The organism is Hymenobacter plasmatis (assembly GCF_020711255.1).
Classification (GTDB): domain Bacteria; phylum Bacteroidota; class Bacteroidia; order Cytophagales; family Hymenobacteraceae; genus Hymenobacter.
In genome coordinates this window covers 21,701-36,151 of the sequence record NZ_JAJFAW010000013.1, presented here as the reverse complement: position 1 = coordinate 36,151, position 14,451 = coordinate 21,701, and the positions used below count along the sequence as shown (strand labels likewise).

General features: G+C 61.5%; 7 protein-coding genes. 6 read left to right on the top strand and 1 reads right to left on the bottom strand.

Going from position 1 to position 14,451, the window contains the following annotated elements:
* Positions 1 to 489: 489 nt before the first annotated feature.
* From LJ738_RS11055 to LJ738_RS11045, 3 genes are all read left to right on the top strand, one after another.
* Positions 490 to 1,551, top strand: coding sequence for a sensor histidine kinase (locus LJ738_RS11055; protein WP_227786381.1), 1,062 nt, complete (start codon positions 490 to 492; stop codon positions 1,549 to 1,551).
* A complete protein-coding gene (locus LJ738_RS11050; protein WP_227786380.1) occupies positions 1,532 to 2,299 on the top strand; it encodes a LytR/AlgR family response regulator transcription factor in 768 nt (255 codons plus the stop codon). The genes LJ738_RS11055 and LJ738_RS11050 overlap by 20 nt, the downstream gene beginning before the upstream one ends.
* A 447-nt stretch (positions 2,300 to 2,746) precedes the next feature.
* Positions 2,747 to 5,209 (top strand): TonB-dependent receptor, encoded by a 2,463-nt coding sequence (locus tag LJ738_RS11045; RefSeq protein ID WP_227786379.1) that lies wholly within the window; start codon positions 2,747 to 2,749, stop codon positions 5,207 to 5,209.
* A 228-nt stretch (positions 5,210 to 5,437) separates the two neighbouring features.
* Here LJ738_RS11045 and susR read toward each other — a convergent pair whose 3' ends face one another.
* Positions 5,438 to 7,168 carry a SusR family glycan utilization regulator gene (susR, locus tag LJ738_RS11040; RefSeq protein ID WP_227786378.1) on the bottom strand — a complete coding sequence of 577 codons (1,731 nt, stop codon included), beginning with the start codon at positions 7,166 to 7,168 and terminating at the stop codon, positions 5,438 to 5,440.
* 728 nt (positions 7,169 to 7,896) lie between these two features.
* On the opposite strand from susR, the gene LJ738_RS11035 reads away from it, so the two are divergent.
* The 3 genes from LJ738_RS11035 to LJ738_RS11025 all read left to right on the top strand — a co-directional run bounded on the left by LJ738_RS11035 (position 7,897) and on the right by LJ738_RS11025 (position 14,445).
* Positions 7,897 to 10,938 (top strand): SusC/RagA family TonB-linked outer membrane protein, encoded by a 3,042-nt coding sequence (locus tag LJ738_RS11035; RefSeq protein WP_227786377.1) that lies wholly within the window; start codon positions 7,897 to 7,899, stop codon positions 10,936 to 10,938.
* Positions 10,939 to 10,957: 19 nt separating this feature from the next.
* Positions 10,958 to 12,523 carry a RagB/SusD family nutrient uptake outer membrane protein gene (locus LJ738_RS11030; RefSeq protein WP_227786376.1) on the top strand — a complete coding sequence of 522 codons (1,566 nt, stop codon included), beginning with the start codon at positions 10,958 to 10,960 and terminating at the stop codon, positions 12,521 to 12,523.
* A 107-nt stretch (positions 12,524 to 12,630) separates the two neighbouring features.
* Positions 12,631 to 14,445, top strand: a complete 1,815-nt coding sequence (locus LJ738_RS11025; protein ID WP_227786375.1) for a glycoside hydrolase family 13 protein — start codon at positions 12,631 to 12,633, stop codon at positions 14,443 to 14,445.
* Positions 14,446 to 14,451 lie beyond the last annotated feature (6 nt).

Here is a 14,451-nt window from a genome sequence, read left to right as displayed (position 1 = left end):
CCGTTCGTGTTTGGGCTTAACAACAGCGTTTAGCGCGAGTAAATATTTTCAATTAATTATAGTAGGGCTGAAGTGCTCCTGTCACTTAACTGCTGGCTTGTACTCAATAACTGAGCTACTGAAGCTCCCTCAGTCCCTAATTGGGTTCAAAAACTGGTTCATTAAATCAAATTACAGAAAACGGTACCTGGGATGAGCTTCTTGAACTCAGCACTGACAGTACCCGCCGGAGCTAAAACGGGCAGCTGCCCCTTATTCGGCGGCCCATTTCTTGCTCAATGGAAGCAGGTGGCGCACCTGGTGATTTCATGGTCTAGAGACCAAAATGATTTTCTGGCGAGTGTCCCGGTTCATGGATGCTAATTCCGGTTTCATTGCCCAATTTCCTTCGCTCACGCTCTTTGCTATTGACTTAGCCAGTGCGTAAGTCGCTCATTTGCGCCCGAGTTGCCGCCGGCCTTATTTTGCTGGCCGACTCTACTCCGACGTATGCCCTCGCCCCGCTTGCTCAGAACCAGTGTTCAGGCCGCCCTCACGGCGGTGGTTTTCTACTACACGTTCGTTTTCATCAACCAGGGCACCATCTGGCTCTTCGATCGGGGCATTGCGCTGGAACTGGGGCTGGTGTTTGGGTACCTGCTGGTCATTTTTTGGTCGAACCAGCGCATTGCGGCATTTTTTGAAGCGCATCCGCTTAGTCGGCTGGTGGGCTGGCAACGGGCGCTGCTGGAGGGCCTCACGGTCTTCACAGCCAATTTTGTGGTGAGCCTGCTGACCATTTTCCTGCCCTACTGGCTCATCATCCGGGGGCTGCGCCTGCAGGTGAATATTGAGCCGGCGCGGGTGCGGATGGGGTTCGTGGTGAGCAACATCATTTGCCTTTTCTTCTACTACTTCGTGGAGCGCGAGCGCAGCCGGGCGCGGCTGCGGCAGGAGCTGCTGCGGGCCGCGCAGCTGCAGAAAGAGAACTTCCGGGCGCAGTTGGAGCTGCTCAAAAGCCAGGTCGACCCGCACTTCCTGTTCAACAGCCTGAACGTGCTCAACTCGCTCATCGCCAAAGACCCGCAGCTGGCGCACCAGTTTCTGGACCAGCTTGCCACCGTGTACCGCCTCACCCTGGACCACAGCGCCCAACCGGTAGTGAGCCTGCAGGCCGAGATGCAGTTGGTGGAAGCCTACCTGTTTCTAATGCAGACGCGCCTGGGTGCCAACCTGCAGTTCGAAATTGAGCTAAAACCCGAAGCCCTACCCAAGGGCCTGCCGCCAGCCGCGCTGCAGATGCTGGTCGAAAACGCCATCAAGCACAACGGCTCAACCCGCCAGAAGCCCCTGCAGGTGCGCATTTTCACCGAAGACGAGGCCGTGGTGGTCGAAAACAACCGCCAGCCTCGCAGCAGCCCGGTAGCATCTACTAAGCTTGGGCTGAACAACATCTGCAGCCGCTACCGCTACCTCGGCGCGCCGGCCGTGCGCATAGCCGAAACCCCCACCACTTTCCGCGTGGCCCTTCCACTGCTTCCCCCGGACCGTTATGAAGACGCTGATAATTGAGGACGAGCAATTTGCGGCCGATATCCTGACCGACCTCATCCGGCAGGTGCGCCCCGAGGCGGATCTAGTAGGCATACTCGGTTCGGTGGAAGAAGCCGTGGAGTGGCTCAAGTTGCACCAGGCGCCCGACCTGATTTTCTGCGACATCCACCTCTCCGACGGCAGCAGCTTCGACATCTTCCGGCAAGTGGAGGTGCGCTGCCCGGTCATCTTCACCACGGCGTACAATCAGTACGCCCTCGAGGCTTTCAAAGTCAACAGCATTGATTACTTGCTCAAGCCCGTGAAGCGCGAGGACGTGGCGGCCGCGCTGCGCATGTACGACGAGTCGCGCCGGCACTTCCTGGCCGAGGGCCTGGGCAACCTGCAGGGGCTGCTGCAGACTTTACAGGCGCCCGCGCAGCGGCCGCTCCGCTCCCGCTTTCTGGTCAAGGTGGGGCCGAGCATCAAGGTGGTGCAGCTGCCGGAAATCGCCTACTTCCAAGCCGAAGACGCGGTGGTGTTCCTGGTCACCCACGAGAAGAAGCGCTACATCGTCAACTTCACGCTCGACCAGCTGGAGGAACAGCTTGACCCGCAGCTGTTTTTCCGCGCCAACCGGCAACTGCTGGTGCACATCACCGCCGTGCGCGAGGTGAAGCCTTACCTGAAAGGCCGCTTGTTCCTGCTGCTCAACCCGGCGACCGCAGAGGACACGTTCATCAGCAGCCCCCGCGCTGCCGCCTTCAAGCAGTGGCTGGACTCCTGAGCTGCTGAGTCGCATTCATTTTGCCCGCCCGGCCACGCCTGTTTCATTACGGGCGTGGTCGGGCTTTTTGTTGGGGGTTATTCCTAGTCCGCATCGCTCTACTCCACGAGTAACCCAATCGCCTGTCAGGCAGAGCGCAGCGAAGCATCTTATCGCCGCGGAACGAATTGTTCGAACCTGATAAGATGCTTCGCTGCGCTCTGCATGACAAGAGGCGCGGGCGAGCTGCTTGGCTCTACCGAACTCCGCCTCGACGCGCGATGCATGACGGCCAAAGCGCCGTCCCACCCCGGCTTTTTCATCGCCCGGATATCCCCGTTCACCCCCCGCATTTCCGCCTTCGTGACTTTCTGGTTTCGCTAGGTTCTGGGGTTGGGCACTTTTGAGCATCAATTGATTGACCCGCCAAACGACCGTCACTCACTGCTCAAACCCAACCCCAAAACCATGAAAACGCCTGCTACTTTCTGCTTTCCTTGCCGGGTGCTCTGGCTGCTGCTCTGCTGGATGGGCCTGCTGCCCCTCTTTAGCCAGGCCCAGAGCCGCGGCACCCTGACCGGCACCGCCACCGACGACAAAGGCGCGGCCGTGAGCTTCGCCAATGTGGTGCTGCTGGACGCGGCTACCACGGCCCTCATCACCGGCATCGCGGCCGATGTGGACGGCAAGTTTGCCCTGCCCACCCCCGCCAAAGGCACCTATGTGCTGAAGCTGAACATGCTGAGCTACGCGCCGCTGCAAACGCCCGCTTTTGACGTAAGTGGCCCCAGTTTCAGCAAAGACTTCGGCCGGCTGGTGCTGCACCCCGACGCACAGCAACTGCAGGAAGTGCAGGTACGGGCCGTGCGCCCGACCGTCACCAAGGACGCCGACAAGCTGATTGTCACGGTAGCCGGCTCGGCCCTGGCCGGCGGCAGCACCGCCCTGGACGTACTGACCCGGGCCCCTGGCGTGGCCGTGGACCAGGACGGCAACCTGCAGCTCAACGGCAAGGCCGGTGTGCAGGTGCTCATCGACGGCAAGCGCACCTACCTCACGGGCAAGGAGCTGCAGAACCTGCTGCAAAGCATGAGCGCCGAAAACCTGCGCGACCTGGAAATCAGCACCAGCGGCTCGGCCAAGGACGACGCGGCTGGCTCGGCTGGCGTGATTAATCTCACCCTGAAGAAAAACACGATGAGCGGCCTGAGCGGCAGCGCCTACGCCGGCTACCAGTACAGCACGCTGCACGGCTACAGCGCCGGCACTGACCTGAGCTACCGCCAGGGCCGCTGGAACGCCACCGTGGGCGTGGACCTGGCCCGGCGCACCCGCTTCCGCACCCTGGCCATGCACCGCGAATTCCGGGGCGAAACGCGCACCAGCACCTTCGACCAGAACGGCCGTGAAGAAGGCCTCCGCGACGTGCCCGCCCTGCGTCTGGGCGCCGACTACGCCCTCAGCCCCCGCCACAGCCTGGGCGCCAGCCTGAACCTGACGCAGCGCAATGCCAACGACAACTTCAGCACCGGCTCCCTGCTGCGCGACGGCAGCGCAGCCAATGACCTGTTCATCCAGGCCCGCAACCACACCGACGGCCACTTCGCCAACGGCACCGCGAACCTGCACTACGCCGGCCGGCTCGATACGGTGGGCACTTCGCTAAGCGCCGATGTAGACTACGCCCGCCTCAGCAGCACGAGCAGCTCAACTTTCCGCAACGACTACGACAGCCTGGGCCACCCCGGGCAGGGCTACACCACGCGGCTCAGCAGCGAAAACCCGGTGGCCTACACCATCTACGCGGCCAAGCTGGATTTCAGCAAGCCCCTCGGCCGCCAGACCAAGCTCGAGTTGGGCGCCAAAGCCAGCCACGTGGCCTCCGACAACGAAGTGCGCTTCTATACTGGCTCTGATGCCGCCGCGCCGCTCGACGCCACCCGCAGCAACCACTTCCTCTACCAGGAAACGGTGTACGCGGCCTACGCCAGCCTCGCTACGCACTTCGGCAAAACCTGGCAGGTGCAGGGCGGCTTGCGGGCCGAACAAACCCTGACCAACGGCCACTCGCTGACCCTGGCCCAAACCACCGGCCGCAACTACCTGAACCTGTTCCCGACCGTGAGCGTGCAGCAGCAGGTTAGCGCCGACTATCAGGTGGGCTACAGCTACAGCCGCCGCCTCGACCGGCCCCGCTACGAAAGCCTGAACCCCTTCATTTTCTACCTCGACCCCTACTCCTGGATAAAGGGCAACCCCGGCCTCAAGCCCCAATACACCAGCTCATTCGAAGTTAGCCAGACGCTCAAGCAGCAGTACAACCTAGTGCTGGGCTACGCCACCACGCAGGGCTACATGGCCGAAGTACCCGAGCAACACGCCGCCGACAAGACGACGGTATTTCAGCAGCAGAACGTGCAGCGCTTCCGCAGCCTCAGCGCCACGGTGCTGGCGCCGGTGCGGGTGGCGGCGAGCTGGCAGATGAGTAACCACGCCACGCTGGCCTACCAGCGCTTCGAGTTACCCCTCAGCGGCCTGGCGCTGCGCAACCAACAGCTGCTCGTGCAGCTGCAGTCGACCCAAACCGTGCAACTGCCGCGCGGGCTGCGTCTGGAAGTAAACAGCGGCTACCAGGGCCCGATGGCCTACGGCCTCTACCGCCTGCAAGCCAACTGGTGGGTCGACGCCGGCCTGAAACGCGCCTTCTGCCACGACAAGCTGGACCTGAGCCTGAGCGCCACCGACCTTTTCCGGACCCGCCGCATCCGCGGCGCAGCCAACATCAACGGCAACGTCAACGCCTTTGACCAGTACACCGGCACCCAAAGCCTGCGGCTGACGCTACGCTACCGCTTCCAGCACGGGCAGCAGGCAGCGGCCCGCCCCCGCAACAGTGAGCTAGAGGAACTGCGCCGCACCGGCCAGCAATAGTACAGCATCGGTGAACTATAGTCAGCCGCTCCTCGCCAACCGGTGGGGAGCGGCTGACTGCCTTCGCGCATTGCCATTTTTTGCACTTCACTGTTGGGACGGAGCCACAATTGTGGACAGCCTCAGGCTTGCGCATTCGCCCTGTTGCAACAATTCCTTCAAGCAGTACATCACCGGCCTTTCGCAAAGCCATTTGAAGGCTAATGCCTGCTACTGCAGAAGCGGCAGCTATATCGCCAGCACCTTAGCTTCAAAAGCTTCGTTGGGCACAAAGGAGCGGTTTTTCACCTTGGTTTTATATGCGTATACCGTGTGAATGGAGTAGCCCAATATGCGGCTAATCTGTTCGCTATCAGTAATACCCAGGCGAATCAGAGCGAAAATGCGCAGCTCGGTGGTAAGCAATTGGTCGTCTGGCAAAACGATGCGGTCGGCTTCCGGAAAAAGGGCGTTGAAATCGGCGACGAAGCCGGGAAACAACCGGATGAAGCCGGTATCAAACCGTTTGAACAAATCGATGCGCTCCGCTTTGATGTCAATGTCTTCCACCAGGCGTTGCGCGGTGGCTACCTGTTTGGTTTTTAGCAAGGTGCTTAGCTTGTTTTGGAGGGCTTCCAGCTGGTTGACGTAGCGCGAGGCATTGCTGAAGTAGTAGCCGATGTACTCTTCTTTGATGTGGTTGGCCTCGTTCAGGTTGCGGTTGAGCGCCTGCAGCTGGTCGTTGAGCTGCTGCTGGGTACTGTTGAGCTCCTGCAGCTTGTTGTTGTTGCCGTGCAGCCGCTGGTTGGTGGCGGCCAACAGCCGGCCGGCTATCCGCAACCGTCGCAGCTGCAGGTAGATAACCACAGCCAGGCCGAGTACCAGCGCCGCCATCAGCCCAATGGCCCAGGCATAATTGCGGGCCTGCTGGCGCTGGTGCTCCACGGAAATGATTTTCTCGCCGTCGATGCGCGCGGCAATGGGCGACATCTCCAGCAAACGCTGCCGGGCACGGAAGAATACCGCCGCTTCCTTCGCCGCCGTGATGTAGCGGTACGCCCGCGGCAGGTCGCCGTGCCGGTAGCAGTACGACGACACATTGAACAGCGCGATGCCCTCCTTCGTGGCCGATTTAATGTCGTTGATGGCCGCCACAGTCATCAGCTGCGCGGCCTTATCGGGCTGGCCGGCCTGCTGGTATATAATGGCCAGCGAACTGGCATTGACGGCCACCTGGTGCGGCGTGAGGGGCAGGCGTAGCAGTCGGGCGTAGGCCGCCGCACCGGCTTGCAGGTCGTTTCGCTGTCGTGCCTTAAATATCAGCTGCTTGAGATGCACGTAGGAGCCGCTGGGCTCCTTGCGGGCCGCCGAATCGGCATAGGCGTAGGCCTGAGCTTTATACAGCGGCTCGAAGTAGCTGTCTTGGTCGTAGGCGGCCAGCTCAATGCAGACGATGCTATACACTTCGTAGAACTCGGCCTGGTAGCGCGGCTCCAGCCGCTGCACGTTGATAACCTTCAGCGTATCGAACGCATCCTTAAATAACCCGGCCGAGCGCAGGGTATGCGCCAGCTTGGTACGCGCGGTTTGCAGTTTTTCGGGGCTGTGCAGCCGCCGGGCCAGCTTGCCCAGCATCAGGCTGTAGGCAAAGGCCGAGTCGTACTTGAACTCCTGGTATTCGTCGCAGATAAACAGAGCCAGGTCAAAGCTGGCGGCCTCATCGCTCCGCCGGGACCGGAGCTCTGCTTTCAGCACGGCCAGCCGGTTGAGCCGTTGCTGGTCGTAGATGGGCTGGCGGGCCAGGGTCTGGTCGAGTACCCGCAGCAGGCTGTCGGTTTTGCCGTCGCTGGCCTGGCAGGGCGCGGCCCGAAGCAGCAGGCAGCACAGCCCAAGTAACCAAGCTAATCTGGAAATGACTGGCGACGCCACGGCCGGGGGCAGAGAGGCAGCAGCGAGAAAAGCGGGAGCGCAGACTTTCAATTTACAGGTGTGGTGAATAGCATGGAGCGCCAGCAGCCCGGCGCTTACAGCCCAGCAGCACCGGCCATCTCCGGCGGTGGCAGAGTTGAGCTGGAATATTCAAAAGAAGGAATGAGCAAGCAAGTCAGGAAATATTACCTGTAATAATTGACTGATATTTTTTGTTTGAGAGCCAGAGACAAATTATTGATTATTTGCATTTTACTGCAAATAACAATTAATATTTTTTGGCAGATTGGCAATGCTGGTTTTCATCCGACTACGCAGGCCGATTCATTTGCCAAACCTAAAACTGCATAGACCGCAAACGTTTGCGATATGAACACGAGATGCAGGAGTCAAGACGCTACTCCTTCTCTTAATGTCTGGTGAGCCAGCTGTCTTTAGTCGAGTCCTTCTTTACTGCCGATTGGGGCTTGTGGAAAACGGCCCTCGGCTTTGCATAGGTAAGTCGCAGTTTCCTAGGGCATCAAGGCTTTACCAATCTCGGCCAGGTTTAGCAGCGAAGTCCCACAACTCTTGATTCTGGAACGCAGCGCTGGTCGGCAGCAAAGTTCCAGACGAATCCCAAAGGCTGGGTAGCCACCCACAACAGCTCTGGTAGCTCAACTGCTGCCAGAAACTCCTTAAGCAGCTCAACTCTGCCCTGCAATCGTTTGGGGCCCTTGGCTTAATCCTCAAAAGCTCTTTTTCACCATACTCTTTTATCCCACCACTTTTTTTCACTTATGAGTAACGACTGGTACAAAAACCACGAGCAGCCAGCTTCCCCCGTTGGCCTGCTCCGGCTCATGCCACGGCTTCGGCTGCTGGCGTTGGCCATCCTGGCTATTTTATGCCCCTTGCTGGGGCAGGCGCAGACCAATCGGGCGGTTTCCGGCAAGGTGACCGACGCTAATTCCACGGGCTTGCCCGGGGTAACCGTGCTCGTGCCCGGCACTACGGTAGGCACCAGCACCGGGGCCGACGGCGCCTTTACGCTGCAGGTGCCCGAAACCGCGACGGCACTGTCGTTTTCGTTTGTTGGCTACGCCACGCAGCAGGTCGACATCACAGGCAAAACCTCGGTGCAGGTAGCGCTGAAGGAAGATGCCCAGGGCCTGAGCGAGGTCGTGGTGGTGGGCTACGGCACCGCCCGCAAGCAGGACGTAACCGGCGCCGTTGCGGTGATTGGTGAGAAGGATTTCAACAAAGGCACCTTTACGTCGCCTGACCAATTGATTCAGGGCCGCGTATCAGGCGTGCAGGTGAGCAACAACAGCGGCCAGCCCGGCGGGCCGGCCACCATCCGCATCCGGGGCAACTCGGCCGTGACGGGCACCGGCCAGCCTCTGTACGTAGTGGACGGCGTGCCGCTCGACGGCCGCACGGCCCGGCCCGGCCTGGTAGCTTCCGGCGACGTGGGCACCGGTGCCGACAGCAACCCGCTCAACTTCCTCAACCCCGACGACGTGGAGTCCTTGACGGTGCTCAAAGACGCCTCGGCCACCGCCATTTACGGCTCGCGGGCCGCGTACGGTGTGGTGCTCATCACCACCAAGAAAGGCAAAGCGGGCGCTCCGGTGCTCAACGTGGGCGTATCCAATGGCTTCTCGACCCTGCTTCGCCGGCCGGCTTTCCTCAACGCCAGCCAGTACCGGCAGGCCATCACGTACTACGGCGCCCCGGCCACCAACGACAAGGGCGGCGACGTAGACGCCCTCAAGGAAATTCTGCGCACCGGCCGCCTGCAGAACTACAACGTGGCCATGAGCGGGGGCGGCGAAACCGGCCGCTACCGCCTCTCGTTGGGCTACCTCGACCAGGACGGCATTGTGCGCAAAAGCGGCTTTAAGAAGTACAGCGCCAACCTGAGCACCAACCTGCAGTTTCTGGAAAGCAAGAAGCTGGGCGTGGACGTGAACATTGCCACCAGCCAGTTCCGTGAGGAGCTGCCCCCGATTACCACCGACGCCGGTTTCCGGGGCAGCCTCATCGGGCAGGCCCTGCAGTGGAACCCCACCCAGCCCCTTCGCAACGCCGACGGCTCGCTCTTTATCCAGAGCGGCGACGTGGTGAACCCGCTGGCGGCCCAGGAGCTGTTCAACGACAACTCGCGGGTGAACACCGTGCTGGCCAGCATCGCGCCCTCGTATAAGTTCACCGACTGGCTCCAGTACCGCATGCTGCTGAGCGTGAATTACAACAGCGGCGAGCGACGCACCTCCATCGACCAGCGCCTGATAAACTACCCCGGCATCGAGAAGCAGGGCTTTGCCGCCATCAGCAACAACGAGCTGGTGACCCAGCAAATCGCCCACACCCTGAACTTCAACAAGGCGCTGACTTCCAGCCTGAACCTGAACGCCGTACTGGGCTACGAGTACACGAAGTTCTCCAATTCCGGCTCCAACGTGAATGCCTACGGCAACGCCGACGCGGGCGGTTTTGGCAACTTTGGCCTCGACTACACCAACTACATTCAGTACTCCAGCTCGGTAAACCGCCAGGTGTCGTCGTTCGTCGACCCGTCGTCGCAGCTGCAGTCGGTGTTTGGCCGGGCCATTCTGAATTTCAAAGACCGCTACGTGCTGACCGGCACGCTGCGCCGCGACGAAAGCAGCAAGTTTGGCCCCAATGAGCGGGTCGGCTACTTCCCGTCGTTTGCCGCGGCCTGGGACCTGGGCCAGGAGGCTTTCTTCCCTGCCGAGAAGCTCAGCCAACTCAAGCTGCGGGCCGGCTACGGCCGCACGGGCAACCAGGAGTTTCCGGCCGGCGCGGCACAATACCGCTTCTCGCTGGACAACAACGGCGCTCAGGCCCCCATCAACGGCCCGAACCCCAACTTGAAGTGGCAGGCCGATGCGCAGTATAACGTGGGCATCGACATCGGGGCTTTCAACAACCGCCTCACCTTCACGGCCGACTACTTCAACAAGACCACCACCGACCTGCTGTTTCCCTCGCTGCCCGGCCAGCCCGCGCCGCCGGTACAGGCCATCTACTGGGTGAACCTCGACGGTAAGATTGTGAACAAGGGCGTGGAAATGGCCCTGGGTGCCACCCTGGTTACCAACGAGAAAGTGGAGATTGGCCTGAACGCCAACGCCACCTTCGTGCGCAACGAAGTGTCGGGCCTGACCGGCGCCAGCATCCCCACCGGTGCCATCAACGGGCAGGGCCTGTCGGGGGCACTGTCGCAGAGTATCCAGAACGGCTACCCCATCAACGCCTTCTTCCTGCCCCAGTACAATGGCCTCAGTGAGAAAGGCTTGTCTAATACGTTCGGCGCCATTGGGTACGCCGGCAGCCCCAACCCCCGCACGCTGCTGGGCCTGGCCGCCAACGCCCGCTACGGCAAGCTCTCCCTCGTGGCGAACATGACCGGCGTCTTTGGCCAGTACATCTACAACAACACGCTCAATGCCGTGGGCAACGTGGGCCAGATTGGCGCCGGCAAGAACATTGCCCTCTCCACCTTCGAGAACCCCATCAAAGAAGCCCTCGGCAACGCCTCGGCAGCCACCACGCGCTACCTGGAAAAGGGCGACTACCTGAAACTGTCCAACCTGACGCTGGCGTACAGCTTCGGCAACGTGGGCACCTTCATGAAGGGCGCCCGGATTTACGCCACGGGCCAGAACCTGTTCGTGATTACGAACTACTCCGGGTTTGACCCGGAAATCAACACGGTGAAGCGCGGCGCCAACCAGGTGCCTTCGGTGGGCATCGACTACCTGCCCTACCCCAGCGCCCGCACCTTCACGTTCGGCGTGAACTTCTCTCTCTAAATCCTACATGCTTCCCCCCATGAGATATTCAAAGTTTGCCTGGGCAACGGCCGTGCTGGCGCTGCTGCAAGGCACCACGGGCTGCTCGATTAACGAGACCCTGAACGGCCAGCTCACCGAAGACCAGATTCCGAAAGGCGACCCGGCCGCCCTGCTGCAGGGCGTCTACAACGCGCAGCGCGACCCCATTCAGGGCTGTGTGAGCGTGTTTGCCCTCGAAGAGGTATCCACCGATGCCCGCATCATGCCCACCCGCGGGCCCGACTGGGACGACAACGGCAAGTGGCGCGCCCTCTTCAACCACACCTGGGACGGCAACAACGAGCGGGTGCGCGAAACTTTCACCCAGCTCGAAGGCATCGAGTACTCCTCCACCGACTTGCTGCGCTTCTCGCCCACGGCCCAGCAGGCCGCCGAGTCGCGGTTTCTGCGGGCCTGGGCTGAGTTCCTGTTGCTCGACCTCTACGACCAGGTGCTGTACCGGGAGCCGGGCGGCAGCCTGGGCGAGCTGGCCAAGGTGCGCAAAGGCACCGAGGCGCTCACCTACATCATCAGCGAAATCACCGCCATTCAGAAGGACCTGCCCGATGGCCCCGCCAGCCGCGCCAACAAAGACGCCGCCCGGGTACTACTGATGAAGTGCTACCTCAACAAGGGCGTGTACGCCAACCGCGCGGCCCCGACCTTCGACGTGGCCGACATGAACCAGGTAGTGAAGCTGGCCGACGAAGTAATCAGCAGCGGCAAGTACTCCTTCACGCCCAACTACTTCGACAACTTCGCGCCCAACAACACGGCCATTGGCCTGGAAAACATCTTCACCCAGGCCAACTCCTTTGGCAACAGCGGCCCCACGCGCGACTTCTGGAAGTTTGTGTCGCACTATAGCATGCGGCCCGTGGACGGCTACAACGGCCCGGCCACCACGGCCGAGTTCTACGACCTGTTTGAGGCCACCGACAAGCGCCGGGGCGTCGCCTACGACTCGCCCGGCGGCCCGCCTAACCCGGGCCGGCGCGTGAACGTGGGCTTCCTCGCGGGCCAGCAGTACAACCTGATTACCGACGCACCGCTCACCACGCGCGGCGGGGCTCCGCTGGCCTTTACCAAGGACATCAACCTCCTCGAAACCGGCACCGACCTCGAATCCAAGGGCATACGACCCCTGAAGTACCCCGTCGACTACGCCAGCGAGCTGAAAGGCGGCAACGGCGCCGACAACGACCACGTGTCCTTCCGCCTGGCCGACGTGCTGCTGATGAAAGCCGAAGCCATTCTGCGCGGTGCCACGCCCACCAGCGCCGGCACCTACGGCGCCACGCCGCTGGCCATCGTGAACACGCTGCGCACCCACCCTTCGCGCGGCGCCAGCCCGCTGACGGCGCTCACCCTCGACGTGCTGCTCGACGAGCGCGGCCGGGAGCTGTACGGCGAGTCGTGGCGGCGGCAGGACCTCATCCGGTTCGGCAAGTTCCTGCAGGCCCGTAAAGACAAGCCCCAGAGCGCCCCGAAGTACCTGATTTATCCCATTCCGCAGAGTCAGGCCGACGTAAACTCGAACATCAAGCAGAACCCCGGCTACTAACGCAGGCCCTGCCGGTATAGCGAAAACGGGCCGTTGGCGGCTGCTAAGGAGCAGCAACCAGCGGCCCGTTTTCATTTGGCCCGGCGATGCCCTTTACTTTTCCCGTGATGAGAAACGCAGCGAAAACCCTCTCGGCAGCCCTGCTCCTGGCCCTGGCTGGCTGCGGTGGGAGCCAACAAAAAACAGAAACAGCTCAGGCCGGCCCGGCGGCTACAGAAGCCACCAAGCCGGCGGCCGCGGCCAACCAAAACGAAACCTGGTGGAAAGAAGCGGTGGTGTACCAGGTGTACCCGCGCAGCTACCAGGACAGCAACGGCGACGGCGTGGGCGACCTGCGCGGCCTCATCTCCCGGCTCGACTACATCAAGAGCCTGGGCGTGAATGTGATTTGGCTCAACCCCATCTTCGGCTCGCCCAACGACGACAACGGCTACGACATCTCGGACTACCGCGCCATCATGAAGGATTTTGGCACCATGCAGGACTTCGACGAGCTGCTGAAAGGCATGCACCAGCGCGGACTGAAAGTGGTGCTCGACCTGGTGGTGAACCACAGCAGCGACGAGCACGAGTGGTTTAAGCAGGCACGCAGCTCGCGCACCAACCCATACCGCGACTACTACCACTGGTGGCCCGCCGAAAAAGGCACCCCCAACAAGCGCCAGAGCTTTTTCGACGTGAAGGGCGACGCCTGGGCCTACGACCCCGCCACCAAGGCCTATTACCTGCACTACTTCTCGCGCAAGCAGCCCGACCTGAACTGGGAAAACCCCAAGCTGCGTGAGGAGATTTACAGCATGATGCGCTTTTGGTTCGACAAAGGCATCGACGGCTTTCGGATGGACGTGATTCCGTTCATCTCCAAGGACACCACGTTTCCACCCCTGCCAGCCCAATACCACGGCGACTTCGGTCGCTACTACGCCAACGGCCCGCACCTGCACGAGTACCTGCAGGAGATGAACCGCGAGGCCCTGAGCAAGTACGACGTGATGAGTGTGGCCGAAGGCGCGGGCGTAACGCAGGCCGACGCCCTGCAGTTTGTGGACCCCGCCCGCAAAGAGCTCAACATGCTTTATCATTTCGAAGGCATGGGCGTGGGACTGGTACCCGGCAATAAGTACCGGATGCGCACGCCCGGCCGCTACAGCCTGCTCGACTTTAAGCGGGTGTACACGAAGTGGGACAGCATTTTTGCCCGCACGGGCTGGGGCACCGTGTACCTCGGCAACCACGACCAGCCCCGCATGACCACGCGCTGGGGCGACGACCGGCCCGAATTCCGCGCGCCGTCGTCCAAGCTGCTCACCACGTTTCTGCTCACCATGCGCGGCACGCCCTACTACTACGGCGGCGACGAGCTGGGCATGACCAACATCCGCTTTACCAACATCAAAGACTACCAGGACATCGAAACCCGCAACATGTACGCCCAGCTGAAGGGCGAGGGCGGCGACCTGACGAAGTTTCTGGCGGCCCAGCAGCTTACGGCCCGCGACAACGGCCGCACGCCCTTCCAGTGGGATGCCACGGCCAACGCCGGCTTCACCACCGGCAAGCCTTGGCTGACCATCAACCCCAACTACGCCCAGATAAACGCGGCGGCCGAAGAGAAAGACCCCAATTCCATTCTCAACTACTTCCGCAAGGCCACGGCCCTGCGCCGGCAGCACAAGGTGCTGGTGTACGGGCAGTACCAGCTGCTGGACGCGGCCAACCCCAACGTCTACGCCTACACCCGCACGCAGGGCAACGACAAGGTGCTGGTGGTGCTCAACTTCACGTCCGAAAAGCGCGACTGGACCCTGCCCACCGGGCTCACACTAGGCGGCGCGCCCTGGCTCAATAATTACCCCACCTTCGCGGCTGGCTCCACGCTGGCCCTGCTGCCCTGGCAGGCGCTGGTGCTGCCGCTGCGCTAATATTCA

Bases quoted from the DNA above. Each gene is read 5' to 3' on its own strand.
- LJ738_RS11030 (WP_227786376.1), top strand. From the start codon at position 10,958: ATGAGATATTCAAAGTTTGCCTGGGCAACGGCCGTGCTGGCGCTGCTG.
- LJ738_RS11025 (WP_227786375.1), top strand. From the start codon at position 12,631: ATGAGAAACGCAGCGAAAACCCTCTCGGCAGCCCTGCTCCTGGCCCTG.
- LJ738_RS11050 (WP_227786380.1), top strand. From the start codon at position 1,532: ATGAAGACGCTGATAATTGAGGACGAGCAATTTGCGGCCGATATCCTG.
- LJ738_RS11035 (WP_227786377.1), top strand. From the start codon at position 7,897: ATGAGTAACGACTGGTACAAAAACCACGAGCAGCCAGCTTCCCCCGTT.
- LJ738_RS11055 (WP_227786381.1), top strand. From the start codon at position 490: ATGCCCTCGCCCCGCTTGCTCAGAACCAGTGTTCAGGCCGCCCTCACG.
- LJ738_RS11045 (WP_227786379.1), top strand. From the start codon at position 2,747: ATGAAAACGCCTGCTACTTTCTGCTTTCCTTGCCGGGTGCTCTGGCTG.